This is a genomic window from Ruegeria sp. HKCCA0370, assembly GCF_013033705.1.
In the GTDB taxonomy this organism is placed as follows: Bacteria; Pseudomonadota; Alphaproteobacteria; order Rhodobacterales; family Rhodobacteraceae; genus Ruegeria.
In genome coordinates, this window is the sequence record NZ_WQEP01000001.1 from 717258 (window position 1) to 743111 (window position 25854).

A 25854-nucleotide genomic window follows, 5' to 3' on the forward strand; every position below is an offset into this window, starting at 1 on the left:
GTGCAATAATCGGCCTATGGTCGTCGACAACGCTCGGGACGAGGACAAAAACGGGCAGGCACAAAAACAAGAGCGATACTAGTACGGCGCATGAAAACCCTGACGACGACGCAAGAGCTGGCCGATTTCTGCAAGGCCGCCGAAGGCTATCCCTATATCACGGTCGACACCGAATTTCTGCGCGAGCGGACGTATTACTCCAAGCTGTGCCTAGTGCAATTGGCTGTCCCGTCCGAGGATGAAGACAGCGCGGTTCTGGTCGATCCGCTTGCCGATGGTTTGTCGCTTGACCCGCTTTACGATCTTTTCCGGAATGAAAGCGTGGTCAAGGTGTTCCATGCCGCCCGCCAGGACCTTGAGATCTTCTGGGTGGAAGCCGGCGTGTTTCCCAAGCCGCTGTTTGACACACAGGTCGCAGCGATGGTGTGTGGCTTTGGCGAACAGGTTGGCTATGAAACTCTGGTTCGGAAAATCTGCAAGCAGGGCGTCGACAAGACCTCTCGGTTCACCGACTGGTCCCGGCGCCCGCTGACCGATGCTCAGAAAAACTATGCTCTTGCAGATGTGACCCATTTGCGCGGGATCTACGAGCGTCTGGCCGCAGAACTTGAAAAGACGCAGCGCAGCCACTGGGTTGCCGAAGAATTGCGGACGCTGACACAGCCTGCCACATATGACATCCGCCCTGAAGATGCATGGAAGCGGGTAAAGACGCGCACGAACTCGGCCAAGTTTCTGGCCGTGGTGCGGGAATTGGCGCAGTTTCGCGAGTCTTATGCGCAGGAAAACAACGTGCCCCGGAACCGCGTATTCAAAGACGACGCGCTGATCGAGCTGGCATCGACCAAACCCAAAACACATTCGGATTTGGGTGGATCCCGCCTGTTGCTGCGCGAAGCCCGCAAAGGGGCGATCGCCGAAGGTATTCTGGCAGCGGTCAAGCGTGGCGTGAATTGCCCGCCCGACAAATTGCCCAAGGTCGACACTTCGCGCGACAAGCTCAAGGTCAATCCGGCGCTGGCTGACCTGCTGAGGGTTCTGCTGAAGTCCAAAACCGAAAGTTCAGGTGTGGCGGCGAAATTGATCGCCACAAGTGCGGACCTGGATCAGATTGCGGCCGGTGAGCGGGATGTTCCAGCCTTGTCGGGATGGCGGTTCGAGGTCTTTGGCGAGGATGCTCTCAAGTTGTGCGAAGGAAAGATCGCCCTGGCGGCCAAAGGGCAGTCGGTCAAGGTCGTGTCCCTGTAACGGCGCTTACCGGCGCCGTGATTCCAGTGCGTTCTGCTGTCCGACCACGCGGACCAGCCGAATACCTTGCAGTTCCTGATTCGAGATATTGATGGCGTCCGATACCATCCGAGTACGTTCCGACCCTTGCGGTGTCTCATAGCTGGGGTAGTTCACGCGGAACACAAATTCCAAAGTTCCGTTCTTCTGGTTTTCTTCCTTTTCAACAGGAACCAGACGCGCATTGTACGCCCCCTGTCGGACAGCCGTGCCGGACGCATAGATGATCGCGCCGGAGGGGGTCGGGTCGATGCGCAATTCGTCGATCTGACCAATTGGAATGCTGGTGTCTTCGGCATCGGGGCGTGAAAACAGACCGGTACCTTCGCTTTGCTTCGGAACCAGCGCGTCGGCGGCATTTGGGTCGGGCGGTGTTTCGGCTTCGACAGATCTGCTGGATCCGAACCAGTTTGACGGGTTCACCCGAGAGTCACGCCAGCTGCTGCATGCAGTCAGGGTCAGCGTGGCGATGATGAGAACGGACAGAGGTTTTTGCATGGACCCACAGACTTTCACACGAGTTCAGGCAATGGGTTAGCGCAATTTCTTCGCGTTGAAAAGCCACCGCGGGGGCTGGACAGTGGCGGGTCACCGGCTTAGGTCACAATTGTGAATGCAACCAAAGGATCACCGCATCATGGCCACGCCCGCCTTTGAAGAGATTGTCGAGGATTTCGAGTTTCTCGAGGATTGGGAAGACCGGTATCGCCATGTCATCGAGCAGGGCAAGGCGATGGAGCCGCTGGACGATGCATTCAAGGTTCCGGCGACAAAAGTCCATGGATGCGCCAGCCAGGTCTGGCTGCATCCGATGATTGAATCCGGCGTCTTCAAATTCGATGGTGACAGCGATGCACTGATCGTGCGCGGCCTGATCGCTGTTCTTCGGTCCTTGTACAACGGTTTGCCCGTGGCCGAAGTTCCCAAGGTCGATGCGGGGGCGGAACTGGCACGCCTTGGGCTGAACGACCACCTGTCCGCTCAGCGCTCGAACGGCCTGCGGTCTATGATCGAACGCATCCGGCAGGTCGCACAGGAAAACGCCTGACCTCATCCTGGGCGGTTTGCCCAGTCCGACAGCGTGTTTTCCAGATCGCCGTAACCGGTGAACCGGCGTTCGAATTCAAGGCCCATTCGGTCTGCACATTCGCGCGCGCGTTCCGTCAGCTCTGGGCTGTCGATCTGGGCCTGATAGACAAGTTTGGTGTAATTGCCGAAATACATGTCACGCAGTTCCGGGTGGCGGTCCAGGCCCAGTGGTTTCCAGACAAAGGCGTCGAATTGCCGGGCCAGGAAATCTGTCAGATAGAACGCGGTTGTTTCGTCTTCTCCGCGGTCCTGAAAGGCCTTATTTCCTTCGAAAAAGGAATAGCAATGGGGCCCCTTCACCATTTCGACCCCAAGTTTCTCGCAGGCGGCCTGAAGCAGACCCCCGGTGCCGCAATCGGCGTAGACGATGTAGATCTTGTCAAAATCGCCTTGATGCTTGGCCACGGCGTCTTCCACGGCCTGGGTGATCCTTTCCGGGTGAACGTGCAGGATCGCAGGCAGGCAGGTCAGAGCCATGTGATCCCAGCCATTCCGTGTTTTGATGTCCAGTATTTCGCGCGCAAGAGCGCCACAGGCAATCAACAGGATGCTTCCCTTGCCTGTATCTTCATAGCCCTTCGAGGTCAGGCTTGCATCATCTGGCAGGGATTCGTTTGACATCGCTTGGCATCCTCCGGGGCTTTTGCCATAGGAGGATGATTGAGGCCGTTGGGCAAGCCCCGATCCGACATCTCATGTCAGGCCGCCGACGCATGCGCTTCGAACGCGGTCAGCAGGGGCCGGGCCAGCGGGCCGTACGCGGCAACACCGTTCAGCGACAGTTCCGGAAACAGAGACAGGATTTCTTGCCGTGCGGCAGACCCGAGACTGTCCCAGATATGCGCGCCGGGATGAAAGCTCTCGCTCAGGCAATCTTCGGCCCAGAGCAGCTCATGCCGGTCGAACAGCAAGTGGATGTAGGTCACCACGCCTCCGGGCCGCAGTATGATGTCGGACCCGTTCACGAGATGTTTGGCAGGCGCCAGGGCTTCGCAGTGTCCGGTGTGCAGCTCGAGACGCCAATCCCCAATCAGCATGCGGTGCTGTTGCGACACCAGAAGGTCGCGCGTGTTTCCGATGGCGCCCGCTTTGAAAAGAACAGGCGCATGCGGACCCGTTGCCTTGACGGTTCGCCGCCCCATCCAACGCAGGGGTTGCAGCCCATGATCATGGGTTTCAATCCGGTCGCCGACGGACAGGGTTTCAATCGGTCGCGCGCCTTGCTCGGTGCGGATCATCGTTCCGGGGATAAAGCAGGGCACCAGATCCCAATCTTCACGGCGGGATGTCAGGCCTGAATACCGGTTTCCGGCAAGGCTGTTGAGCGTGATCGAGCGGACAGGGCCAGCCTCCAAGGCGGATTGGTCCGAATTGTCCGAGAATTCCGGCATCAGATAGGTGTTGCCATCCACATCCTGCGCCACAACTGCGGAAATCCTGGCAGTTGATCCGTCAAAATAGGTGATCGTGGCGTTGTAGACCGAAGTGCCATCGAATGTCTGAGGCGGCCCGCCATCGATCGAAAACCGATCATTGGCCGACATGTTGTTCATGTTGTAGTACGAACCCGGATTGCCGACCGCGCTCCAGGTGACGCTGTTGTGAGCCAGCGGATCGTCGGACCCGCCAAAGGCTTTCCCGACAAGCGCCGAAGCGTTTTCAGCTGTGTTGTTGCCTTCGAAACTGTCGATATCGGCAAGTTTGCCGAGCGAGATGGCTGTGAACGTAGTCGGCACGAGACCCCCCGGGGATGTGAATGCCTCGTTCTTTTAGACCTGCTTTGGTTTAGAATTGGATAATCCGGATTTTCCGGTGATAAGGCGCTTCAGAATCGAAAAGGCCGCCCGGATCGGACGGCCTTTCAATCAGTATTGTTCGGGTCTTAGCCAGCCAGTTGTTAGCCAGCCAGTTGATTGTGCTTGCGGCCCACGAATTCCTTGGCGGTTTCCACTGCAACAGCTGCGTCGCGGCAATAGGCATCCGCGCCGATGGCTTTGCCGAACTCTTCATTCAGGGGCGCGCCGCCGACCAGAACGATGTAATCGTCGCGGACGCCCTGTTCGACCATCGTGTCGATGACCACTTTCATGTAAGGCATCGTAGTGGTCAGCAGGGCCGACATGCCCAGAATGTCGGGTTGTTCGTTTTCCAGTGCTTCCAGGTAGTTTTCGACCGGGTTGTTGATGCCCAGATCGACAACTTCGAAGCCGGCGCCTTCCATCATCATCGAAACAAGGTTCTTGCCGATGTCGTGGATGTCACCCTTCACGGTGCCGATGACCATCTTGCCGACGCGCGGTGCACCGGTTTCGGCCAGCAGCGGCTTGAGAATGGACATGCCGCCTTTCATGGCGTTTGCGGCCAGCAGAACCTCGGGGACGAACAGGATGCCGTCGCGGAAGTCATGGCCCACGATGGTCATACCGCCAACCAGAGCCTTGGTCAGGATGTCATAAGGTGTCCATCCGCGTTCCAGCAGGATGTTGGTACCTTCTTCGATCTCTTCCTTCAGGCCATCGTAGAGATCGTCGAACATCTGCTCGACCAGTTCGTCGTCATTCAGTTCGGACAGGACGATGTCTTCTTCGTCGGACATGGGGTATTCCCTGTGCTGGGCGGGCCATCGACCCGTGGTGGCATTTTTTCCGTTTTGGCCAAAACGTCGCATCGTGACTGTGACGATTGCGACGTCGGTCGTTTCGGGACCGACCTATAAGCCAAAAAATGGGGGGGCTCGATAGAAAAGTCTGCAAGATTATCCTGCAGACTCTTCAACTAACTTCAATCCAACGATGATTTGGCGGGGGTTGCGCCAAATCGGCGACAGGCCTATGTTTACGGGGGAACAAAAGAAGAACATACTGACATGAACATCGCGCGGACGATCAAGGCAAGAGGAACAACGACGAACGAAGCTGGTCGGTTTGAACGCTTTGCCACCACGGCCGCCGAAGACGGGTGGGACATAGAGGAAGAATTGCCGCCGCTGCGGACCGAGACACGCGAAGAGGTTGCGCGCAGCGCTATTACTTACAACCGATCTCCTGACTTGCCCTTCGATCGGTCGATCAACCCGTACCGGGGATGTGAACATGGCTGCGTTTACTGTTTTGCGCGGCCCAGCCATGCGTATCTTGGGCTATCGGCAGGATTGGATTTCGAAACCCGCCTGATCGTTCGACCCAACATGGGGCGTGTTCTGCGCAAGGAATTGTCCGCCAGATCCTACAAAGTCGCGCCAATTGCAATTGGTACGAATACGGACCCGTATCAGCCGATTGAGAAAAAGCACATGATTACAAAGTCATGCCTTGAGGTTTTGAGTGAGTTCAACCACCCGGTCGCGATCGTCACCAAGGGTACTTTGATAGAGCGGGATCTGGAGTTGCTTGCCGACATGGCAGGCCGGGGGCTGGTGCGGGTTGGTATTTCGCTGACAACGTTGGATGCGGAATTGTCCCGCCGGATGGAACCACGGGCGCCGTCGCCCCTTCGGCGGTTGCGCGTGATCCGAACGCTGACGGAAGCGGGCGTTCCGGTGCGTGTCATGACGTCGCCCATCGTGCCGGGGCTGACGGATCATGAACTGGAAAGCCTTCTGGAAGCCGGGAAAGAGGCTGGTGCGGATGCCGCAAGCTGGATCATGTTGCGCCTGCCGCGCGAAGTATCGCAGCTTTGGCAGGGCTGGCTTGCCGATCATGAGCCGTCGCGGGCGGAAAAGGTCATGTCCAAACTGCGGGAAATGCATGGAGGGCGGGACTACGATCCGCGTTGGGGGCACAGAATGCGGGGCGAGGGTGAGTATGCCGGGATTATCGCTCAAAGGTTCGTGAAGACCTGCAAACGTCTGGGGCTGTCCATAAAATCGGCCCCGTTGCGTTGCGACTTGTTTGCGGTGCCGCCGCAGCCCGGGGATCAGCTGAGCCTGTTCTGAGGTCTTGCGCCCCGGCTTGTCCGGTGCTGTCTTGCGCGGGAAAACACCGGGTCTTCGCGCTCTCATTGCTTCAGCCCAAACAAAAAGACCCCGGCAGTACCGGGGCCTTCGAAACAGATTGACGTGAGGCGCGTTTCAGCGATTTTCGATATCCACGTAATCGCGCAGCGTTTCGCCTAGGTACAGCTGACGCGGGCGGCCGATTTTGTTTTGCGGATCGGCGATCATCTCTTTCCACTGGCTGACCCAGCCAACGGTGCGTGACAGGGCGAAGATCGGCGTGAACATCGAGGTCGGGAAACCCATCGCTTCGAGGATGATGCCCGAGTAGAAGTCGACATTCGGGAATAGCTTTTTATCGGCGAAGTACGGGTCTTCCAGCGCTTCGCGTTCCAGTTCCTTGGCAACCTGCAATTTCGGGTTGTCTTCAACGCCCAGCAGATCAAGAACTTCGTCTGCCGATTGCTTCATCACTTTGGCGCGCGGGTCGAAATTCTTGTAAACGCGGTGACCAAAGCCCATCAGGCGGAACGGATCGTTCTTGTCTTTGGCGCGGGCAATAAACTCGGGGATGCGATCAACGGTGCCGATCTCTTCCAGCATCTCCAGGCAGGCCTGATTTGCGCCACCATGTGCCGGACCCCAAAGGCAAGCGATGCCGGCGGCGATACAGGCAAACGGGTTTGCCCCCGAGGACGACGCCAGACGCACGGTCGATGTCGAGGCATTCTGTTCGTGATCCGCATGCAGCGTAAAGATGCGGTCCATGGCGCGGCTGAGGATCGGGTTGACCTCGTATTCCTCGGCAGGAACGCTGAAACACATGCGCAGGAAGTTCGAGGCATAGTCCAGATCGTTGCGCGGATACACGAAAGGCTGACCAGTGTGATACTTGTAGGCCCATGCAGCAATAGTCGGCATCTTGGCGATCAGACGATGCGATGCGATTTCACGCTGCTGCGGGTCCGAGATATCCGTTGAATCGTGATAGAAGGCCGACATCGCGCCGACAACGCCGACCATGATGGCCATCGGGTGCGCGTCGCGGCGGAAACCGCGATAGAAATACTGCATCTGCTCGTGCAGCATGGTGTGGCGTGTGATCGTGGTCTCGAATTTCTCAAGATCCTTTGCCGCCGGCAGTTCTCCGTACAGCAGAAGATAGCAGACTTCGAGAAAATGCGATTTCTCGGCCAGTTGGTCGATCGGATAGCCCCGGTGCAGCAGTTCGCCTTTTTCGCCGTCGATATAGGTGATGGTGCTGTCGCAGCTTGCGGTCGAAGTGAACCCCGGATCGTAGGTGAAGACGCCGGCCTGACCATAAAGCTTGCGGATATCAATGACATCCGGACCAGCGGTCGGAGAATGAACAGGCAACTCATACTCTTTGCCGTGAACGGTCAGAGTGGCTGTTTTGTTGCTTTCGGTCATGGTTGTCCCTTCTTCATTCATGCGCACGCCAGAGATACCTCCGGTGATACGGGCAATGACTGCGCGTGGACGCGCAGTCCGGGTGTTAGCGGAGCAGCGTTACCCCTTTATGAAGCTTGGGTTATTTCGCTGCTTCAGAAAGCCGCGCCAGGGTTTCTTCCCGTCCCAGCACAAGCATCATGTCAAAAACCGAAGGCGTAACGGCCCGACCCGCCAGGGCGGCCCTCAGCGGACCGGCCAGCTTGCCGAATTTGAGCTCCTTTGACTCGGCAAAGGAATTCAGTGCCTCCTCCAGTTCGTTCCGCGACCAGCTAACATTTTGCAGATGCGGCGTCAATTCCGTCAGTATACCATCGGATACAGTTGCCAGTGCCTTTGCCGCCTTTTCATCCGGAACGATCGGGCGGTTTGTCAGTGCAAAATGTGCCTTTTCAAGCAGTTCCGGGAAAGTGCGCGCCCGGTCCTTGAGGCAATACATCGCACGTTCCAGATCACTGGATTGTGTTTCGGTAAGGGGCGGAAGGTCTGCTGCGGCCAGATATGCTTCGATCTCTTGCCGCAGTGCAGCATCATCCGAGATTGCGATATGCTGTCCACACAGGTTTTCAAGCTTTTTCAGATCAAACCGTGCAGGGCTTTTGCCGATCCCGTCCAGATCGAACCAGTCCTTTGCCTGCGCGTCCGTGAAAAACTCATCGTCGCCATGACTCCAGCCCAGCCGGGTCAGGTAATTGCGCATCCCGGCTGCGGGATAGCCCATGGCCTGATACTCCTGCGCCCCAAGAGCACCATGGCGCTTGGACAGCTTCTTGCCATCCGGCCCGTGAATCAGCGGGATATGCGCCCAGACCGGAACGTCCCAGCCCATGGCTTCGTAGATCATCATTTGCCGCGCGGCATTGTTGAGGTGATCGTCGCCGCGAATGACATGGGTGACACCCATGTCGTGATCGTCGACAACGACTGCCAGCATGTAGACGGGTGTTCCGTCCGAGCGCAGAAGAATCATGTCGTCCAACTGGTCATTGCGGATGCTCACATCGCCCTGAACCTGATCGTGGATCACGGTCACCCCGTCCTGAGGCGCCTTGATGCGTATGGCAAAAGGTGCATCCGGATGTGTAGCAGGATCGGCGTCACGCCATGGGCTGCGGAACAGGGTTGATTTCCCTTCGCTGCGCGCCTGGTCCCGGAAAGCCGCGATTTCTTCCTGGGTCGAGAAACACTTGTAGGCCTTGCCCTCGGCCAGCAACTGATGCGCGACCTCGGCGTGACGGGCGGCCCCTTCGAACTGGCTGATCACGTCACCGTCGTGATCAAGGCCAAGCCAGGCCATGCCCTGAAGGATCGCGGCCGTCGCCTCGGGTGTCGAACGTTCGCGATCGGTGTCTTCGATCCGCAGCAGGAATTTGCCGCCCCGACCACGCGCATACAGCCAATTGAACAATGCAGTGCGCGCGCCACCGATATGCAGGAAACCGGTGGGCGAGGGGGCAAAACGAGTGACGACCTGTTCAGTCATGGTGAGGATTAACCTTTTGGTAACCGTATCTGGCATAGTTTGAAGCCTGTCTAACGAGCCCGAAGGACGGGGGCAACCATGCGTGTTCTTGCACGGGTCGAGGCCGCGCTGCTGCGCCAGACAGGCTACCTTTTCCCTTGGACGCCGGTTTTTCTGGCCACGGGGATTGGTCTTTATTTCGGCGTCCGCGTCGAACCGGATTGGTCAGTTTATGCCGGTCTTGTCTGTCTTGGAATCGCTCTTGTCGCCTTGCGCCGCCGGCTGCCACCGGGGGTGGGAACGTTGGCAATCGGGGGGGTGCTGATCGCTGCCGGTTTCATTCTGGCAGGCGTTCGCGCCCATATGGTGGCAGAACCGGTACTGTCGTGGCGATATTATGGCCCTGTCGAGGGGAGGGTCGTCGCCATGGATCGGTCTGCCTCGGATGCGTTGCGGTTGACGCTTGATCAGGTACGCATAGGGGATGTACCTCAGGAGCGCAGGCCGCAGCGCATCCGTCTTTCCGTTCATGTTCCAACGGGCGCAATCGCACCGGGGCAGCGTATTATGACCACGGGTCATCTTTCGCCGCCGCAGGGCCCGGTCGAGCCCGGAGGTTTCGACTTTCGCCGTCATGCCTGGTTTCAACGATTGGGCGCGGTCGGCTATACCCGCGTCCCGATCATGACCATCGCGCCAGCGACCGAGGGGATCGACGGCATTCGGGTCACTGCGATCCGCATGGCCATTTCGCAGCGGGTCAGGCAGAATCTGCCCGGTGAAATCGGTGGATTTGCCGCCGCCGTCACCACCGGAGATCGCAGCGGGATGGGGCAGGAGACGCTATCATCCTTGCGGGCGTCCAATCTGGCGCATCTGCTGGCCATTTCCGGGCTTCATATGGGGCTTCTGACAGGCTTCGTGTTCGTCGCGTGTCGGTTGGGGCTGTCGTTGTGCCCCCCTGTTGCGTTGCGAGTTCCGGTTCGGAAGGTGGCTGCTGTTCTCGCGCTTTGTGCCGCAACCCTTTATCTGTTGTTGTCCGGGGGCAACGTTGCAACCGAACGGGCCTTTGTCATGGTCAGCGTCATGTTGGGGGCCGTATTGATCGACCGACGCGCGATTTCACTGCGCGCGGTTGCTGTTGCCGCCGTAATCGTGCTGGTTCTTCGGCCTGAGTCGCTGCTGAGCCCCGGATTTCAAATGTCCTTCGCCGCAACCACAGCGTTGGTCGCCGTCTTCGGAGCGTTGCGAGAGATGGGCCCGATGCCCGGCCCAAACTGGCTGAAGCCCGTCGCCGGCGTGGTGATGTCATCGGCAATTGCAGGCCTTGCAACAGCCCCCATAGGTGCCGCGCATTTCAATACGATGTCCCATTACGGTCTGCTGGCCAACCTGCTTTCCGTTCCTGTCATGGGTCTTTTTGTCGTGCCCTCCGCCGTCGTTGCGGCGCTTCTGGCCCCGTTTGGACTGGAGGCAATTGCCCTGACCGTCATGGGGTGGGCGTTGCATTGGATCCTTACGGTTTCGGACTGGGTGTCGCACCTTGATGGCGCGCAGGGTTTTGTCGTCAGCCCGCCTTGGTACATCCTGCCCCTGGTCGCATTCGGCGCCTTGTGGATGGCCTTGTGGCAGGGACAAGCACGATGGGCAGGAGCAGTGCCAGTTGTCCTGGCATTTCTGCTTTGGAACTCGGGGCACAGACCGGATGTCCTGATCGCTGAAAACGGCGGATTGGTGGGGGTTATGACCGACAAGGGGCGGGCCCTCAGCAAAAGCAAAGGCAGCGGGTTTGTCGCCGGTGTCTGGCTTGAAAATGACGGAGACGGCGTTGATCAGATCGAGGCGGCGCTCAGATGGCCAGACAGCGACATCGTGCTACGATACCCGCTGAAGGATTTTGAGATCATCCATATCACCGGAAAACGGGCGGCGCGGGCGTTTGATGAATGCCAAAAAAAACAGATCATCATCTCGGCTGTTGCGCTTGCCCTGCAAGGTTCATGCGAGGTGTTCGATCCGGAACGGTTGTATGAAACCGGCAGCCTGTCGGTTTCGAACGGAAAGCTGACCTCGAGCGCGGACATGACAGGCCATCGGCTTTGGTCCCCGAAACCTGCCGGGGACCGTCATTCCAATCAGGCTCAATAGGTGCGGATCAGTCCGACCAACCGGCCCTGAACCTTGACCTTTTCTTCGGGCAGGACGCGCGTTTCATAAGCCGGGTTTGCTGCCTCAAGCGCGATTGCGTTGCCGCGGCGGAGGTACCGCTTGAGGGTCGCTTCCTGATCCTCGACCAAGGCAACCACGATGTCGCCGTTATCCGCGGTCGAGGTTTCTCGGATGACGACCACGTCACCGTCATTGATGCCAGCGTCGATCATCGAGTCGCCGCGAACTTCCAATGCATAGTGCTGACCCTGTCCCGAAACCATGGGGCCGGGGACGGCCACGTGATGCGATACATGGCTGATTGCTTCGATGGGAACACCGGCTGCGATCCGGCCCATGACTGGCAGCTCGAGCGCGTCCACCGATACAGGCTCCACATTCGCAGGGCGGGGGCCCTTGGGCCGGTCGCCTTCGATCACACGTGGCGTAAATCCAGCTGTCGGCTCACCGCCAAGGCTTTCGGGCAATTTCACGATCTCAATGGCCCGAGCGCGATGGGCAAGGCGGCGGATAAACCCACGTTCTTCCAATGCGGTGATCAACCGGTGAATGCCGGATTTCGACCGCAGGTCGAGAGCAGCCTTCATTTCATCAAAACTGGGCGGAACACCGTCCGCCTGCACGCGTTTGTGGATGAATTCCAGCAAATCCAATTGCTTCTTGGTCAGCATCGCTCACACCTCGTCGCTCATGCGTTTTCTTTTGTTCTACGCATGTTCACGTTTTGTGTCAACGAATTTGAGGGCAGGTCAGATCGGCAGGTATTCAACCATTTCCCAGATGTCGCGCGCCGGATCGTGTGGGGCGCGGACCAATAGCGCGTTGGACTGAGCCAATACGCTGAGAAGGGAACTGTCCTGATCTGCGCAAGCTTCGATACCGGCATCCGTCACCACGGCGCGCATATAATGCTCGCGCGGCCCGTTCTCGGGCAAAGGACCACTCAGCCGGGCCGTGCGGAAGGGTGGCAGCACCTGTTCAAGCCCCAGCATCCGGCGCACCATCGGGGCCAGAAACAGATAGCCGCAGACCATGGCGCTGACCGGATTGCCCGGCAACCCGACCATCGCCGCGTTGCCGATACGACCGGCCATCAGGGGTTTTCCAGGGCGCATTCGGATCTTGTAGAAGGATTGCTTCATCCCCAACCCCTGCGAGACGTCCGACACGAGATCATAATCGCCAACCGACGCCCCGCCGATCGTCACGACCAGATCCGCCCCCTGCGCAAGACCAAAGGCCGTTTCAAGTGACGATACAGTGTCCCGTGCGATCGGAAGCACGCGCACCACAGCCCCCAATCCTTCGAGCATTGCCTTCAGGCCAAATGTGTTCGATGCAATGATCTGATCCGGGCCGGGTTCTTCCCCGGGCATGACCAACTCATCACCAGTCGAGATGAGGGCGATCACGGGTTTGCGCGAAACCGGAACGCGAGGGATGTTCATCGCGGCCATCAAGGCCACATCTTCAGCGCGGATCAAACGCGGGGCCGATATGGACGTGCCAGCCTTGAAATCCACGCCAGCGGGTCGGATGTTCGTTTTGGCGCCGGGTGCGTCCGTGATCGTCAGAAGATCACCGCGGCGGTCCGTATCCTCTTGAATCACAACGAAATCCGCGCCGTCGGGCACAGGGGCGCCGGTATAGATGCGAACGGCCTGTCCGGGGCCTACAGCGCCCTCAAAACGACGCCCGGCGGCTGACTCGCCCACGACTTTGAACATGGCGTGCAGTTCGACCTCGTCAGATTTGACTGCATAGCCATCCATGGAAGAGGCGGCAAAAGGCGGCTGATCCCGCGTGGCCGTGACGTCCCGCGACAGAACGCGCCCTGCGGACTGGGCCAGTGGGACTTCTTCTGTCGGCAATGGCCCCACAAGATCGAACAACAGGGCGCGCGCGTCTTCGACAGTAATCATTTCGCCTCGTAACGCCCTGATTTACCGCCATCTTTGAGCAGAACGCGAATGCCGCCTATCTCCATCGCCTTATCGACGGCCTTGGTCATGTCGTATACGGTCAAGGCGGCTGTCGATACGGCGGTCAGCGCTTCCATCTCAACCCCGGTCTGGCCCGAGGTCTTGACGGTGGCCTGGATCCGAACACCCGGCAGGTCCGGGTCAAGAGTCAGTTCGACGGCCACTTTGGTCACCGGCAATGGATGGCACAGCGGAATGAGGTCCGGCGTCTTCTTTGCGCCCATGATGCCGGCCAAACGGGCAATGCCCAGAACATCGCCTTTCTTGGCGCGACCTTCGGAAATGATTTCAAAGGTTTCCGGCGCCATCCTGATGTAACCTTCGGCAACGGCGACGCGATCTGTCACCTCCTTGTCCGAGACATCGACCATATGTGCCTGACCTTGGGCATCGAAATGGGTCAGTGGCATCACATCACTCCGGGGATAAGCGGGTTTGACAGGATATGGCGCGTTGCCGCTTCAACATCGTCCTGGCGCATCAGGCTTTCTCCGATCAAGAAGCAGCGGGCCCCGTAGCGTGCAATGTCCTTCAGATCGTCTGGTGTACCCAGGCCGCTTTCGCACACGATGGTGCGATCGGCGGGCACCAGCTTGGACAGGCGGCGCGTCGTGTCGAGCGTTGTCTCGAATGTCTTCAGATTGCGGTTGTTGATACCGATCAGCGGGCTTTTCAGCTGTGCCGCGCGTTCAAGCTCTGCCTCGTCGTGTACTTCGATCAGAACATCCATTCCCCAATCGAATGCAGTGTCTTCCAGTTCAGCCGCCTGATCATCACTGACCGAGGCCATGATGATCAGAATGCAATCCGCCCCCAGGGCGCGTGCTTCGACCACCTGATACGGGTCGTACATGAAATCCTTGCGCAAGGCGGGCAGGGACGTCGCCTCGCGCGCCTGCGTCAGATACTCTTTCTTGCCCTGAAAGCTGGGGGTGTCGGTCAGGACGGACAAACATGTCGCGCCACCATCTTCATAAGCCTTTGCAAGAACGGGCGGGTCGAAATCCGGCCGGATCAGTCCTTTGGACGGGCTGGCTTTCTTGACCTCGGCGATCAGGCCATAGCCTTGCCGCGAGGCGTGTTGCAGCGCATTGGCAAAGCCACGGGGTTCCGAGGCGGACCGGGCCTCACTTTCCAGTGTTTCCAGGGATTTCTGCGCTTTGTCCGCCGCGACTTCTTCCAGTTTGTAGGCTTTGATTCTGTCCAGAACGGTTTCGGTCATGCGGCTTCCTGTGTCTTGGCGGCCAAGGCCGTGATTTTGTTTTTGGCATTGCCACTGTCGATGCTTTCAGCAGCCATGGCCACGCCTTCGCGCAGATCATTTGCCGCTTCGGCGACGACCAGAGCGGCGGCCGAATTCAGCAACACCGCGTCGCGATACGCGGACGGGGCACCATCCAGCAAAGCCCGAAACGCAACGGCGTTTTCCTCGGGCGAGCCACCGATGATGTCCTCGAACGGATGCACCGGAAGACCTGCGTCTTCGGGGTGCAGTTCGACCTCTTTCACAATCCCGTCTTCCAGAGCGGCGACCCAGCTGATGCCGGTGATTGTAAGCTCGTCGGTCCCGTCCGAACCATGCACCAACCAGGCCCGGTCCGAGCCCAGCAGGCCAAGCGTTTCGGCCATCGGGCAGATCAGGTCGCGGCTGAAGGCACCGGTCAACTGCCGTTTGACGCCGGCAGGGTTGGTCAGGGGGCCGAGAATATTGAAGATCGTGCGCGTTCCCAATTCTTGCCGGGACGGCATCACATGGGCGATGGCAGGGTGGTGCATGGGCGCCATCATGAAGCCGATTCCAACGTCTTTCAGCGCATTTTCAACGACTTGCGGGCCAACCATGACGTTGATGCCCATCTGGCCCAATGCATCCGCCGCGCCGGATTTGGAGCTCAGGTTGCGATTGCCGTGTTTCGCGACAGTGACTCCGGCACCGGCCACGACAAAAGCGGTCGCGGTCGAGATGTTCAGGGTGCCTTTGCCGTCACCGCCGGTGCCGACGATATCCATCGCCCCCTCGGGTGCGTTTACGGCATTGCATTTCGAACGCATCACGGCGGCTGCCGCGGCGTATTCATCCACCGTCTCACCGCGTGTCCGCATGGCCATCAGCAATCCGCCGATCTGGCTGGGCGTGGCTTCGCCATCGAACAGTATGGCAAAGGCTTTTTCGGCCTCGGCACGTGTCAAAGGACGATCGGCAGCGGCTCCGATCAGCGGTTTCAGCGCGTCGCTCATGCCGGGACTTTCAGTTCTTGCAGGAAGTTTTTGAGAAGGGCGTGACCGTGCTCGGATGCGATGGATTCCGGATGGAACTGCACACCGTGGATCGGCAAGTCCTTGTGCTGCAATCCCATGATCGTGCCGTCATCCAGCTCGGCCGTGATCTCCAGGCAATCGGGCAGGGTCTCGCGCTCGACCACCAGCGAATGGTATCGGGTTGCTTCAAAGGGTGAGGGCAGTCCGGCAAACAGGCCTTTGCCGGTGTGCTTCACCGTGCCCATCTTGCCATGAACGATCTCATGGCATCGAACCACCTTGCCGCCAAACACCTGACCTATGGTCTGATGGCCCAGGCAAACCCCCAAAAGCGGCGTTTTGGTTTCGGCCGCAGCTTGTGTCAGTGCCAGGCAAATCCCCGCCTGATCCGGATCGCAGGGGCCAGGGCTCAGCAGGATGCCGGCAGGGTTCATGGCCATCGCTTCCTGCACATCCAGCGCATCATTTCGGCGAATGACCATTTCGGCACCAAGTTCGCCTAAATAATGTACCAAATTGTAGGTAAACGAGTCGTAGTTGTCGATCAGCAGCAGCATTTGGGCACTTATCTTCGCTTGGGCATTTCGGGCTGGCGATGCAGCCCCGGGCCACGGTATAATGTCCGCACATACATGCTCAGGCTTGAGCGGCAGCGTCAAGAGGACATACCGTTTCTGACGCGTTCAATTGGCCGAGCGCCACACCAGATGGCGCAGAGCTGGACGAGGCAGAGGAAAGAGGCGAAAGGCAGGAAAATGGGCGGATTTTTCGGAGGAATGGTCGCGGGCGCGATCGTTGTTTTGATCTTGGGCGCGGTCGTGTCTCTCAAGACGCCGATGGTGAATACCCCGGTTGTCGCAACCGAAGCACCGGCACCGACGATTTCTGAAACGCCCGAAGCTCCGGCTGAAGTGGCTGAGGCCGGTTCTGACGCCGATCTGGTGGAACTGGCTCCGCGTGCGCCAGAAGCCGCCGATGAGGCCAGCGAGGATCTGGCCGATCTGTCGGGTCTGGAAACATCAGTCGATTCCCAGCCAGTTGTCGGCGCCGCAACGGACGAATTGATCCAACCGGAATCAGCAGATGCAAATGAAGTGTCATTCGTGATCGAAGCACCAGCCGCCCTGCCAGAGCCAAGTCAGGTTCCCGCGATTCAGCCAGACGATGTGCTGCCTGCGGTCATTGATGAAACACCGGCCCCGCCAGCAGAGCCCGAGAACACCGAGATGGCCGCGCTTGCGCCCGAACCGGACCCTCTGCCACAGGCAGCGCCAGAACCGGAGGCAGAGTCGACAGAGGCCGAAGAACAGAACCCCTTTGAAAACAGCCCGATTGCCGTGGAAGGCGATGAAGACACCATGCCACGTGAACTGCCGCGCATCGCTGCGCTGCCCCAGATCGGGGGCGAGCAGAAAGCAAGTGCCAGCTCGATCATCGGGAAACGCGTCGTACCGTTGACGGAACGCGATGATGAACCCGTCGTGGAACAGGCCTCGGCTGAACAGCCGAAATCGGCCAAGCCGATCGAACGTTTTGCGGCAAAGTTCGAAAACCCCGAATCCAAACCGCTGATGTCGATCATTCTGATTGATGACGAGGGTGCATTCGGGTCCGAGGCGTTGCAGGACTTTCCCTATCCGATCAGTTTTGCTGTTAACCCATCGGATCCTGATGCTGCAGAAAAGATGGCCCGTCATCGCAAGGCCGGGTTCGAGGTGCTGGCCCTGGCGGATCTGCCCGAGGCCGCAAGCGCGCAGGACGCCGAGGTGTCGCTGTCGGTGTGGCTGGATACCTTGCCGGAAACGGTTGGTATTCTGGAAGGTGTGAACAGCGGGATTCAGGGCAATCGCAAACTGGCTGATCAGGTCGCCGCGATTGCTGCGGGAACCGGCCGGGGGCTGATCACGCAGGACAATGGGCTCAACACCGTGCAGAAGCTGGCGGCGCGAAACGGAATTCCGTCCAGTGTCGTTTTCCGCGATATCGACGGCGCACGGCAGGATCCCAAAATCATGCGCAGATTCCTGGATCAGGCCGCGTTCCGTGCGGGTCAGGAAGGGACAGTGGTCATGCTGGGACGCGTGCGTCCCGAGACGATTTCAGCCCTGTTGCTGTGGGGGCTGGAAGATCGGGGCAACCGCGTGGCAATGGCTCCGATTTCGGCCGTCATGATGAAACAGGTGCAGTGACCTGCGCAGAATGCAAAGAAAAGGAGCGGTGATCATCTGATCGGCCGCCCCTGTTTTTTTAGCCGTTTCCGTTGCCGGTAAACCGCGCGGCATCTGCCGCCGCGCGCCGTATGGCGTTGGATTTATGAACAGTTTCCATGAACTCGGCTTCGGGGTCGCTGTCGTAAACAACACCACCCCCAGCTTGGATATAGAGTTTCTGATCTTTCACGATGGCGGTACGCAGGGCAATACACATGTCCATGTCTCCGCCCGCGCTGAAATAGCCGACGCCGCCGCCGTAAACGCCGCGCTTTTCAGGCTCCAGCTCGTCGATGATCTCCATCGCGCGCACTTTGGGCGCGCCCGAGACCGTGCCTGCCGGCATACCGGCAAAGAATGCGTCCAACGCGTCTTTGTCCTCGGCCAGTTCGCCTACAACGTTTGATACGATGTGCATCACGTGGCTGTAGCGTTCGATGATGAACTCTTCGGTCGGACGCACGGTTCCGATCTTTGACACGCGACCGGTATCGTTGCGACCCAGATCCAGCAGCATCAGATGCTCGGCCAGTTCTTTCTTGTCGGCCAGCAGGTCCAGCTCGTTCGCCTTGTCTTCTTCGGGCGTCGCGCCACGTGGGCGCGTGCCTGCGATGGGGCGTATGGTGACTTCGTTGCCAAACACACGCACCAGGATTTCGGGGCTTGCGCCCACCACCTGAAAACCGCCGAAGTTGAAGTAGAACATGAAGGGTGACGGATTCGTGCGCCGCAAGGACCGGTAGAGAGCAAATGGCGGCAGTGGAAAATCCTGTGCCCAGCGTTGAGCCGGGACAACCTGAAAGATGTCACCCGCGCGGATGTATTCCTTGGCCTTTTCAACCGCCTCCATATAGCCGGACTTGGTGAAGTTCGACACCGGCGGGGCGACCTCGCGCGCGTCGCCAAGATCGCGGGTTTCCGCGGGCATGGCACGTTCCAGGTCGCGGACCGCATCCATCACACGCTCAGCCGCCTGGGCATAGGCCGCCTTGGCCGATTGACCGTCGCTGGCCCAGACAGGTGAAACCACCGTCACCTCACCCTTGACACCATCCAGTACCGCGATGACAGACGGGCGCAGCATGATCGCATCGGGCAAACCCAGTGGATCAGGGTTCACATCCGGAAGGTGTTCCACCAGCCGAACCATGTCATAACCCAGATACCCGAACAGCCCGGCAGCGGCCTGTGGCAGGTCATCGGGCAATTCCATGCGGCTTTCGGCAAGAAGCGCCCGCAGATTGTCCATCGGGTTGCCATCTTGGGGCGAGAACGCCTCGGCATCGAAACGGGCCGAACGGTTCAATTCCGAGGTTTCCCCGTGACAGCGCCAAACCAGATCAGGTTTCATGCCAATGATCGAATAGCGGCCACGAACCTCACCGCCTGTCACCGATTCCAGCATGAACGCATCTTTCTGCGCGCCCGTCAGCTTGAGCATCAGTGAAACAGGTGTGTCCAGATCGGCGGCCAGACGCGTATATACAACCTGGTTTTCGCCCGCATCATAGGCGCGCGCGAAGGTTTCGAAATCGGGTGTCAGGGCCATATCGGTCTCGTTTAAAAGCTCGCCTGCACGGCGTTCAGCGCCTGTTGATCCACCACGGGGCGCGCCCGGGTCTGGGCGTCACGTACGTAGGCGTTGAAAATATTCTGTGCCAGAGCCTGATCCATCTGCGAGCTCAGGGCATCACGCAACTGACGCAGTTCATCCGTATCCGCCGGCGGCAGGGTTTCATCCAGACGCACTATCCAAGCCGCACCATTGCCCGAAACAACGCGCAGCTCGCCCGGTTCCATCGCGAAAACTTCGTTCATGAAATTGGCCGGAACGTCATTCAGAAACGCGGTGCGGGTCAGGGCGTTTTCGACGCGGAAGGGCAGGCCAGTCGCTGCGAAATCACCGTCAGGTGCCAGTTGGTTCAGAATGGCATCCGCCTTTTCACGCAGGGCTTTGTTGATCTCGGCCTGTTGCCAGGCCTCGGCGACACGGTCGCGCGCGCTCTCCAGCGGTTCCGGGCGACGCGGCAGAACTTCGTCCAGGCGCAGGGCAAAAATTGACCCGTCTTCGAGAAAGGCGATTTCAGGGAAATCCCCTTCCTGAACGGCTTCTGCGGCCGCTCGGAACCCGTCATAGGCCGCAACGCCTTCGTCGCTGTTACGAGTCCAGTCGATCTGACCCAGTTCCATTTCGGTTTCTTCCGCCAGTTCTTCCAGCGTTGCACCGCCAGCAAGCATATCGTTGATATCTTCGGATTGCGCCTCGATCAGACGGCGGGCGCGTTCAGTCGCCAACTCTTCGCGAAGTGCCGGCTCGGCCTCTTCAAATGGAACGTTGTTCGCCGCCAGTGATCCGTTGACGCGGAACAGGGCCGGACCGAACACCGAAGGCAACGGGCCCACGACAGTGTCAAGCTCGGCCGCAAAAACGGCATCCGCAGCTTCGCCCAGATCCTCACGCGTCACGTCGCCCAGATCAATGTCGTTCAGTTCCAGATCGCGATCCCGAACCAACTGTTCGAAAGTTGTGCCGCCAACCTCAAGCTGCGCCAAAGCGTCCTTGGCGGCCTGTTCGCTTGGAAAGTTCAGACGTTCGACCAAACGGCGTTCGGGCTGGTTGTATTCGTCGTTTCGTTCTTCATAAAGCTTGCGCAGCGCGTCGTCGTCGATTTCGACCGTGTCCACCAACATTGCAGGCGACAGAATCGCGTAAGTCAGCTGCTTGGTGCGGGGCAGCATGAACTGGTCCCCATTGTCATCATAGAATGCCTGGATCTGTGCGTCCGTTGGATCGGCCACAGGTGTATCCAGCGCTTCCGTTCCGACAGTTGCAACCGTAAAGCTGCGCCGCGCGCCGATATAATCGATCATCGTGTCCGTCAGCGTTGTCGGCATTTTCACGCCGCCCATGATTGTGCCCTGTACGATGGTTCTGGCGGATTCCTTACGCAGATCGGATTCGAATTCGGAATCGGTCATGCCGACCTGTTCCAGCTGAAAGCGATAGGATTCACGGTCAAAAGTTCCGTTGACACCCTGAAACGCCGGGATCGAGATGATCTCTTGCTGAAGGTTCTCATCGCCGATGGAAATCCCAAGCTGACCGACCTCGTTGTCCAGCGCCGCCAAAGCGGTCAGGCGGGCAAGGGCGTTTCGGTCCAGACCCAGGTCGCGGGCTTGCGACATCTGCAAAGGTTGCCCGGACTGTGCCTCCACCGCTCGGATCTCACGCTGCAATTCGCGCACGTAGTCGTCGACCGAGATGCTTTCGTCGCCGACTGTCGCAACTGTGCGGATCGTCCCGCTGAGGTTGACCGCGCCAAATCCCGCAAGGCCCAGCATCAGCAGGCCCATCAGAATCCAGACAAAGGTTTTCGAAAGACTTTTAGCGCCTGCGGCCATGATGCCCTCTTGTTTTTTCGGCAGAGTTCTGCCCTGTCGGTTGCGGCCCTGAATACGACGCACACCGCCGAGGGGCAAGCTTAGAAGGGCAGGTCCTGCAACCGGTCGAACAATTGGCCCAGCCCGGCCCGATCCAGATTGGCAAAAGCAATGCGCACCTGCCGTTTTCCAGCCGGGTCATGATCGGGCATGAACATGGTGCCGGGCAACAGCAGCACGCCAGCTTCCTTGACCAGACGGCGCGCCAGCTCGTCGGACGGCATGTCGAACGGATGTTCGAGATAGGCAAAATAGGCGCCAAGCCCCAAAAGCCGCCACCCCCGTGCTTCAAGCGCCGGAATCCCTTCTGCAATGGCTGCGCGGCGGTCAAGAATTTCGTCACGCTCGCCGGCCAGCCATTGCGACAGGTTTTGCATACCCCACAACGCTGCGAACTGGCCGATCTGGCCCGGGCAAATGGCGACCGTATCCAGAAATTTCTCGACCTCGGCCAACAAGGCCGGGCTTGTTGCGATGGCACCCACCCTGTGGCCCGTCAGACGATAAGCCTTGGAGAAAGAGTATAGGTGGACAAGCGTTTCGTCCCACCCGGGTTGCTGAAACAGATCATGCGGGGGGCCGCTGCGGCTGTCGAAATCGCGATAGGTTTCATCGACGATCAGGCGGATCCCGGTTTCACGGGCCAGGTTGTAGAAGGCTCTGACAAGTTCGGCAGGGTATTCGACGCCGCCCGGATTGTTGGGCGTGACCAGCGCAATGGCGCGTGTCTTGTCGGTAATCAATCCGCGCGCACGCTCTGGATCGGGCAAAAGATCATCGCCGGTCGGCAGGTCCACGGACTGTACTCCGGCCATATCCAGCCACATTTTGTGGTTGAAATACCATGGGGTTGGCAGAATGACCTCATCCGCTTCGCCGGTGATCGCCGATATCACGGCCGAAAACGCCTGATTGCAGCCCGAGGTGATGGCGATCCTAGGTGCATCTACCTGCGCCGCATAGTGAGAACTGATCTGCGCCGCCAGTTCGGCGCGCAGATCGTCATTTCCCAATACCGGGCCGTAAAGATGCGCGCTGTCTTCGCGCACAGCAAACTCGGCCATAGCCTGCCGCAAGGCCAGCGGCGGCGGATCGACTGGGGCCGCCTGACTTACGTTGATCAACGGGCGGTCGGATGGGAAGGCAATGCCCTCGACCCATCGGCGCGCCTCCATCACCGGAGGTGCGAATGTTGCGGCGGTGCGGCTGAGCGTCATGTGCGGTCTACTGTTCAGAAATCAATCGGTGCCGCGATACGGCTCGACATATTGAAGGGCCATATCCCATGGGAAGAAGATCCATGTGTCCTGGCTGACTTCGGTGATGAAGGTATCCACCATCGGGCGGCCCTTGGGTTTGGCGTAAACCGTCGCGAAATGCGCATTCGGGTACATGTCCCGCACCAGTTCCAATGTCTTTCCGCTGTCGACCAGGTCGTCGATGATCAGAATACCGGTTCCGTCGCCCATCAGGTCGGCGTCCGGAGATTTCAGCACCTCTGCCTCACCCTGTTCCTGGTGGTGGTATGAACGCACGCTGATCGTATCGACCGTACGGATGTCCAGTTCTCGGCTGACGATCATCGCAGGCGCCATGCCGCCGCGTGTGATCGCGACAACACCCCGCCAGTTGCCATCATCGGGACCTTGCCCGTCGAGACGCCAGGCCAGCGCACGCGAATCGCGATGAATCTGGTCCCAGCTGATGTGAAAGCCTTTTTCGTGGGGCAGGCGGTCCTTGGCGCTCATGTTCTTAACCTTTTTCCACGTCCGGGGCGTCAACTGCCTTCATGCCGACAATGTGATACCCCGAATCCACATGCAGATTCTCACCTGTGACACCGCTGGACAGATCCGACAACAGGTACAGCGCCGAGTTGCCGACGTCATCGATCGTCACGTTGCGGCGCAGGGGCGAGTTATATTCGTTCCACTTCATGATATAGCGGAAATCGCCGATGCCGCTGGCGGCCAGCGTTTTGATCGGGCCGGCCGAGATCGAGTTTACGCGGATGCCATCCTTGCCCAGATCCTCAGCCAGGTATTTGACCGACGCCTCCAGCGCGGCCTTGGCGACGCCCATGACATTATAATGCGGCATGACCTGCTCGGCGCCGTAGTAGGTCAGGGTCACAGCGCTGCCGCCCTCGGACATCATCTTTTCTGCACGCTGCATCACGGCTGTGAAGGAATATACCGACACATCCATCGTCAGTTTGAAGTTCGCGCGGCTGGTGTCGACATAGCGACCGCGCAACTCGTTCTTGTCAGAAAAGCCGATGGCGTGGACGATGAAGTCCAGCTTGCCCCATTTCTCTTCCAGAGCTGCAAAGAGCGCGTCGATGGATGCTTCGTCACTGACGTCGCAGGGCAGAACGATTTCGCTGCCCAATTGCGCCGCCAGCGGGTCGACGCGCTTTTTCAAAGCCTCGCCCTGATAGGAAAAGGCCAGCTCGGCCCCGGCATTCGACAAGGCGCGGGCGATTCCCCATGCGATTGATTTGTCATTGGCCAGTCCCATGATGAGGCCGCGTTTGCCGGCCATCAACTGATTTGACATGTTCGGTTCTCCGCCTGTCTTCGCGTTATGTTGAGTTGGTTTATGCCATTGGTAGCGCTGCATCAAGGCCGTGCGCTCTTGCCCGCAGCGGGTTCTCGCCTTAGGTTCGTCGTTAATACTTTCCAGGGGATGGAAATGACCGAGCGTGATGGCATCTTTGCTGGCTCCGATCCGTTTGAAATAGCGGCCCGGTGGCTTGCCGAGGCTGAAGAAACCGAATTGAACGACCCGAATGCGATTGCGCTAGCAACCGTTGATCCGGATGGCTTGCCAAATGCACGCATGGTGTTGCTCAAGGAAATCGAAGCGGACTCGTTTGTTTTTTATACGAACTACGAAAGCGCCAAGGCCAAGGAACTGGATACCGCCGAAAAAGCTGCATTTGTGATGCATTGGAAATCTTTGCGGCGTCAACTTCGTGTTCGTGGTACAATACGTCGTGAAAATGGGCCCCAAGCAGATGAGTATTATGCATCAAGGTCATTGAAAAGCCGACTGGGCGCGTGGGCTTCAAAGCAGTCGCAACCGCTTTCAAGCCGGGCAGCTTTGATGGCAGAGGTCGCGAAAGTGACGGCGAAACTTGGGCCAAATCCACCGCGTCCGCCGTTTTGGGGCGGGTACAGATTGACGCCCACCGAGATTGAGTTCTGGGCCGATGGAGCATTCCGCTTGCATGACCGGTTCAGATGGCAACGAATTGAGCCGGGATCGGCATGGCATGTTGAAAGGTTGAATCCATGACGTTCACGTGTCGTGAAATACAACAGGCAGAAAATAAACGATTTTTTCAGCTTGAATTTGCCTGCCATTCCCATAAACAACAAACCCTTAACGAACTGTTGAAATTCGCGATGGGAAAACCGTGCCAGAAGACCTGAACAACATGTACCGCGTCCGTGGACACGTAAAATGGTTCGACCCTGCCAAGGGTTATGGCTTTGTTGTATCCGAAGAGGGCGGCCCGGATATTCTGTTGCACGTGAATGTTCTGCGCAATTACGGCCAGAGTTCGGTTGCGGATGGCGCCAGCATTGAAATCATGACTCACCGCACGGACCGAGGGGTTCAGGCGGTCGAGGTCGTTGCGATTGATCCGCCGGCGCGGACCGACTCGATGATGCTTGCCGATTTCGCCGAGCTGGATCCGGAGGCAATCGCAAAGGCGCCGCTGGAAGCCGCACGGGTGAAATGGTTCGACAAAGGCAAGGGTTTTGGATTTGCCAATGTCTTTGGGCGAAATGAAGACGTATTCCTTCATATCGAGGTGTTGCGCCGGTCGGGTCTTGCCGATCTGCAACCAGGTGAAGCTCTGGCCATGAGGGTGATCGACGGCAAGCGTGGTCGGATGGCCGCGCAGGTTCTGGCCTGGGAAGCGGCTTTGGATAGCTGAACCGGATGAAACGGCTTCGGATACTCTTGACCATATTCGTAACGTTGTGGGCAGGAGTTGCCGCTGCTGCGTGCAGATCGGATCGTGTCACACTCAGAAATGACAGTGCGACGGTGCAATTTAACGTGGAAGTCGCCGTCACTCCGCAAGAGCGATCCCGCGGTTTGATGTTTCGCGAATCGTTGCCGGCTCGATCCGGTATGCTGTTCGTCTTTGATCCGCCGCAACCCGTTGCTTTCTGGATGAAGAACACACTGATCCGGCTCGATATGGTTTTTCTGGATCGCACCGGTTTGGTGACGCGTGTGCATGAAGGGGCGATTCCGGGTGATCTTACGCCGATTGAAGGGGGCGACTCCGTATACGCGGTGCTTGAAATCAATGCAGGATTGTCCGCGCGCTACTCCATCGGGCCCGGGACACAGATGAAGCACGAAATTTTTTCGCAAGGACCTGCAATTTGGCCCTGTTAGGGCTTTTCAAATCAGATCGGCGTCGTTAGGAAGGCGCACGGTCCGGGGCGTGGCGCAGTCTGGTAGCGCACCTGTTTTGGGTACAGGGGGTCGTAGGTTCGAATCCTGCCGCCCCGACCACTTCCATCA

General features: G+C 58.7%; 25 protein-coding genes and 1 tRNA gene. 9 read left to right on the forward strand and 17 right to left on the reverse strand.

The window, feature by feature from the left end; translation table 11 throughout:
• Positions 1–90 precede the first annotated feature (90 nt).
• Entirely contained in the window at positions 91–1248 is a 1158-nt protein-coding gene (rnd, locus tag GOW31_RS03610) for a ribonuclease D (RefSeq protein ID WP_171115723.1), read from the forward strand.
• Between the two features lie 6 nt (positions 1249–1254).
• Here the strand turns inward: rnd and GOW31_RS03615 are convergent, their stop codons facing one another.
• On the reverse strand, positions 1255–1785 hold the full coding sequence (locus tag GOW31_RS03615; RefSeq protein WP_170344137.1) for a hypothetical protein: 531 nt from the start codon (positions 1783–1785) through the stop codon (positions 1255–1257).
• Between the two features lie 139 nt (positions 1786–1924).
• Here GOW31_RS03615 and GOW31_RS03620 point away from each other — a divergent pair, with 139 nt between their 5' ends.
• Complete coding sequence (locus tag GOW31_RS03620) at positions 1925–2335, forward strand: SufE family protein (RefSeq protein ID WP_117868838.1); 411 nt, start codon at positions 1925–1927, stop codon at positions 2333–2335.
• Positions 2336–2337: 2 nt separating this feature from the next.
• Here the strand turns inward: GOW31_RS03620 and GOW31_RS03625 are convergent, their stop codons facing one another.
• The 3 genes from GOW31_RS03625 to GOW31_RS03635 form a co-directional block, all read right to left on the reverse strand.
• Positions 2338–2997, reverse strand: a complete 660-nt coding sequence (locus GOW31_RS03625; RefSeq protein ID WP_171167944.1) for a DUF1638 domain-containing protein — start codon at positions 2995–2997, stop codon at positions 2338–2340.
• A gap of 77 nt (positions 2998–3074) precedes the next feature.
• Positions 3075–4112, reverse strand: coding sequence for a Hint domain-containing protein (locus GOW31_RS21960; RefSeq protein WP_171167946.1), 1038 nt, complete (start codon positions 4110–4112; stop codon positions 3075–3077).
• A 161-nt stretch (positions 4113–4273) separates the two neighbouring features.
• Positions 4274–4972, reverse strand: a complete 699-nt coding sequence (locus tag GOW31_RS03635; RefSeq protein WP_152458104.1) for a B12-binding domain-containing protein — start codon at positions 4970–4972, stop codon at positions 4274–4276.
• Between the two features lie 270 nt (positions 4973–5242).
• Between GOW31_RS03635 and GOW31_RS03640 the strand changes: the two genes are divergently transcribed.
• Positions 5243–6310, forward strand: coding sequence for a PA0069 family radical SAM protein (locus GOW31_RS03640; protein WP_171167948.1), 1068 nt, complete (start codon positions 5243–5245; stop codon positions 6308–6310).
• A gap of 135 nt (positions 6311–6445) precedes the next feature.
• Here GOW31_RS03640 and gltA read toward each other — a convergent pair whose 3' ends face one another.
• Positions 6446–7741 carry a citrate synthase gene (gene gltA / locus GOW31_RS03645; RefSeq protein WP_171115733.1) on the reverse strand — a complete coding sequence of 432 codons (1296 nt, stop codon included), beginning with the start codon at positions 7739–7741 and terminating at the stop codon, positions 6446–6448.
• A 121-nt stretch (positions 7742–7862) separates the two neighbouring features.
• On the reverse strand, positions 7863–9263 hold the full coding sequence (gene gltX / locus GOW31_RS03650) for a glutamate--tRNA ligase (protein ID WP_171115736.1): 1401 nt from the start codon (positions 9261–9263) through the stop codon (positions 7863–7865).
• A 78-nt stretch (positions 9264–9341) separates the two neighbouring features.
• Here gltX and GOW31_RS03655 point away from each other — a divergent pair, with 78 nt between their 5' ends.
• Positions 9342–11390 (forward strand): ComEC/Rec2 family competence protein, encoded by a 2049-nt coding sequence (locus tag GOW31_RS03655; protein ID WP_171167950.1) that lies wholly within the window; start codon positions 9342–9344, stop codon positions 11388–11390.
• Here GOW31_RS03655 and lexA read toward each other — a convergent pair.
• The 6 genes from lexA to GOW31_RS03685 all read right to left on the reverse strand — a co-directional run bounded on the left by lexA (position 11384) and on the right by GOW31_RS03685 (position 16209).
• The gene (gene lexA, locus GOW31_RS03660) at positions 11384–12082 is read right to left on the reverse strand and encodes a transcriptional repressor LexA (RefSeq protein ID WP_171167952.1); all 699 of its coding nucleotides are present in this window, start codon (positions 12080–12082) and stop codon (positions 11384–11386) included. The genes GOW31_RS03655 and lexA overlap by 7 nt on opposite strands.
• Positions 12083–12160: 78 nt before the next feature.
• Entirely contained in the window at positions 12161–13333 is a 1173-nt protein-coding gene (gene glp, locus GOW31_RS03665; RefSeq protein WP_171167954.1) for a gephyrin-like molybdotransferase Glp, read from the reverse strand.
• Positions 13330–13803, reverse strand: a complete 474-nt coding sequence (moaC, locus tag GOW31_RS03670; RefSeq protein WP_171167956.1) for a cyclic pyranopterin monophosphate synthase MoaC — start codon at positions 13801–13803, stop codon at positions 13330–13332. Before moaC ends, glp begins: the two co-directional genes overlap by 4 nt.
• Positions 13803–14615, reverse strand: coding sequence for an indole-3-glycerol phosphate synthase TrpC (gene trpC / locus GOW31_RS03675; protein WP_152458096.1), 813 nt, complete (start codon positions 14613–14615; stop codon positions 13803–13805). Before trpC ends, moaC begins: the two co-directional genes overlap by 1 nt.
• Positions 14612–15631: an anthranilate phosphoribosyltransferase gene (gene trpD, locus GOW31_RS03680; RefSeq protein WP_152458095.1), complete on the reverse strand. Its 1020-nt coding sequence runs from the start codon at positions 15629–15631 to the stop codon at positions 14612–14614. The genes trpC and trpD overlap by 4 nt, the downstream gene beginning before the upstream one ends.
• Positions 15628–16209 carry an aminodeoxychorismate/anthranilate synthase component II gene (locus GOW31_RS03685; protein WP_171167958.1) on the reverse strand — a complete coding sequence of 194 codons (582 nt, stop codon included), beginning with the start codon at positions 16207–16209 and terminating at the stop codon, positions 15628–15630. The genes trpD and GOW31_RS03685 overlap by 4 nt, the downstream gene beginning before the upstream one ends.
• A 198-nt stretch (positions 16210–16407) precedes the next feature.
• Here GOW31_RS03685 and GOW31_RS03690 point away from each other — a divergent pair, with 198 nt between their 5' ends.
• Positions 16408–17841: a polysaccharide deacteylase family 2 protein gene (locus tag GOW31_RS03690; protein WP_171167960.1), complete on the forward strand. Its 1434-nt coding sequence runs from the start codon at positions 16408–16410 to the stop codon at positions 17839–17841.
• 58 nt (positions 17842–17899) lie between these two features.
• Here GOW31_RS03690 and trpE read toward each other — a convergent pair whose 3' ends face one another.
• The 5 genes from trpE to fabI form a co-directional block, all read right to left on the reverse strand.
• A complete protein-coding gene (gene trpE, locus GOW31_RS03695; protein WP_171167962.1) occupies positions 17900–19411 on the reverse strand; it encodes an anthranilate synthase component I in 1512 nt (503 codons plus the stop codon).
• Positions 19412–19422: 11 nt separating this feature from the next.
• Positions 19423–21264, reverse strand: coding sequence for a peptidylprolyl isomerase (locus GOW31_RS03700; RefSeq protein WP_171167964.1), 1842 nt, complete (start codon positions 21262–21264; stop codon positions 19423–19425).
• Positions 21265–21344: 80 nt separating this feature from the next.
• Positions 21345–22520 carry an aminotransferase gene (locus GOW31_RS03705; protein WP_171167966.1) on the reverse strand — a complete coding sequence of 392 codons (1176 nt, stop codon included), beginning with the start codon at positions 22518–22520 and terminating at the stop codon, positions 21345–21347.
• Positions 22521–22541: 21 nt separating this feature from the next.
• Positions 22542–23051 carry a xanthine phosphoribosyltransferase gene (gpt, locus tag GOW31_RS03710; protein ID WP_152458089.1) on the reverse strand — a complete coding sequence of 170 codons (510 nt, stop codon included), beginning with the start codon at positions 23049–23051 and terminating at the stop codon, positions 22542–22544.
• Between the two features lie 4 nt (positions 23052–23055).
• The gene (gene fabI, locus GOW31_RS03715; protein ID WP_171167969.1) at positions 23056–23862 is read right to left on the reverse strand and encodes an enoyl-ACP reductase FabI; all 807 of its coding nucleotides are present in this window, start codon (positions 23860–23862) and stop codon (positions 23056–23058) included.
• 135 nt (positions 23863–23997) lie between these two features.
• Between fabI and pdxH the strand changes: the two genes are divergently transcribed.
• The 4 genes from pdxH to GOW31_RS03735 all read left to right on the forward strand — a co-directional run bounded on the left by pdxH (position 23998) and on the right by GOW31_RS03735 (position 25845).
• Positions 23998–24603 (forward strand): pyridoxamine 5'-phosphate oxidase, encoded by a 606-nt coding sequence (pdxH, locus tag GOW31_RS03720; protein WP_171167971.1) that lies wholly within the window; start codon positions 23998–24000, stop codon positions 24601–24603.
• Between the two features lie 142 nt (positions 24604–24745).
• On the forward strand, positions 24746–25252 hold the full coding sequence (locus GOW31_RS03725) for a cold-shock protein (RefSeq protein ID WP_174829352.1): 507 nt from the start codon (positions 24746–24748) through the stop codon (positions 25250–25252).
• 5 nt (positions 25253–25257) lie between these two features.
• The gene (locus GOW31_RS03730) at positions 25258–25725 is read left to right on the forward strand and encodes a DUF192 domain-containing protein (RefSeq protein WP_171167973.1); all 468 of its coding nucleotides are present in this window, start codon (positions 25258–25260) and stop codon (positions 25723–25725) included.
• Between the two features lie 43 nt (positions 25726–25768).
• Positions 25769–25845, forward strand: a tRNA-Pro gene (locus GOW31_RS03735).
• Positions 25846–25854 lie beyond the last annotated feature (9 nt).

Bases quoted from the DNA above. Each gene is read 5' to 3' on its own strand.
- GOW31_RS03700 (WP_171167964.1), bottom strand. From the start codon at position 21,264: ATGGCCGCAGGCGCTAAAAGTCTTTCGAAAACCTTTGTCTGGATTCTG.
- gpt (WP_152458089.1), bottom strand. From the start codon at position 23,051: ATGAGCGCCAAGGACCGCCTGCCCCACGAAAAAGGCTTTCACATCAGC.
- GOW31_RS03625 (WP_171167944.1), bottom strand. From the start codon at position 2,997: ATGTCAAACGAATCCCTGCCAGATGATGCAAGCCTGACCTCGAAGGGC.
- fabI (WP_171167969.1), bottom strand. From the start codon at position 23,862: ATGTCAAATCAGTTGATGGCCGGCAAACGCGGCCTCATCATGGGACTG.
- pdxH (WP_171167971.1), top strand. From the start codon at position 23,998: ATGACCGAGCGTGATGGCATCTTTGCTGGCTCCGATCCGTTTGAAATA.
- GOW31_RS03730 (WP_171167973.1), top strand. From the start codon at position 25,258: ATGAAACGGCTTCGGATACTCTTGACCATATTCGTAACGTTGTGGGCA.
- trpD (WP_152458095.1), bottom strand. From the start codon at position 15,631: ATGAGCGACGCGCTGAAACCGCTGATCGGAGCCGCTGCCGATCGTCCT.
- GOW31_RS03620 (WP_117868838.1), top strand. From the start codon at position 1,925: ATGGCCACGCCCGCCTTTGAAGAGATTGTCGAGGATTTCGAGTTTCTC.
- glp (WP_171167954.1), bottom strand. From the start codon at position 13,333: ATGATTACTGTCGAAGACGCGCGCGCCCTGTTGTTCGATCTTGTGGGG.
- GOW31_RS03725 (WP_174829352.1), top strand. From the start codon at position 24,746: ATGTACCGCGTCCGTGGACACGTAAAATGGTTCGACCCTGCCAAGGGT.
- GOW31_RS03655 (WP_171167950.1), top strand. From the start codon at position 9,342: ATGCGTGTTCTTGCACGGGTCGAGGCCGCGCTGCTGCGCCAGACAGGC.
- trpE (WP_171167962.1), bottom strand. From the start codon at position 19,411: ATGGCCCTGACACCCGATTTCGAAACCTTCGCGCGCGCCTATGATGCG.
- GOW31_RS03685 (WP_171167958.1), bottom strand. From the start codon at position 16,209: ATGCTGCTGCTGATCGACAACTACGACTCGTTTACCTACAATTTGGTA.
- lexA (WP_171167952.1), bottom strand. From the start codon at position 12,082: ATGCTGACCAAGAAGCAATTGGATTTGCTGGAATTCATCCACAAACGC.
- GOW31_RS03635 (WP_152458104.1), bottom strand. From the start codon at position 4,972: ATGTCCGACGAAGAAGACATCGTCCTGTCCGAACTGAATGACGACGAA.
- GOW31_RS03705 (WP_171167966.1), bottom strand. From the start codon at position 22,520: ATGACGCTCAGCCGCACCGCCGCAACATTCGCACCTCCGGTGATGGAG.
- trpC (WP_152458096.1), bottom strand. From the start codon at position 14,615: ATGACCGAAACCGTTCTGGACAGAATCAAAGCCTACAAACTGGAAGAA.
- GOW31_RS03640 (WP_171167948.1), top strand. From the start codon at position 5,243: ATGAACATCGCGCGGACGATCAAGGCAAGAGGAACAACGACGAACGAA.
- gltX (WP_171115736.1), bottom strand. From the start codon at position 9,263: ATGACTGAACAGGTCGTCACTCGTTTTGCCCCCTCGCCCACCGGTTTC.
- moaC (WP_171167956.1), bottom strand. From the start codon at position 13,803: ATGCCACTGACCCATTTCGATGCCCAAGGTCAGGCACATATGGTCGAT.
- rnd (WP_171115723.1), top strand. From the start codon at position 91: ATGAAAACCCTGACGACGACGCAAGAGCTGGCCGATTTCTGCAAGGCC.
- gltA (WP_171115733.1), bottom strand. From the start codon at position 7,741: ATGACCGAAAGCAACAAAACAGCCACTCTGACCGTTCACGGCAAAGAG.
- GOW31_RS03690 (WP_171167960.1), top strand. From the start codon at position 16,408: ATGGGCGGATTTTTCGGAGGAATGGTCGCGGGCGCGATCGTTGTTTTG.
- GOW31_RS03615 (WP_170344137.1), bottom strand. From the start codon at position 1,785: ATGCAAAAACCTCTGTCCGTTCTCATCATCGCCACGCTGACCCTGACT.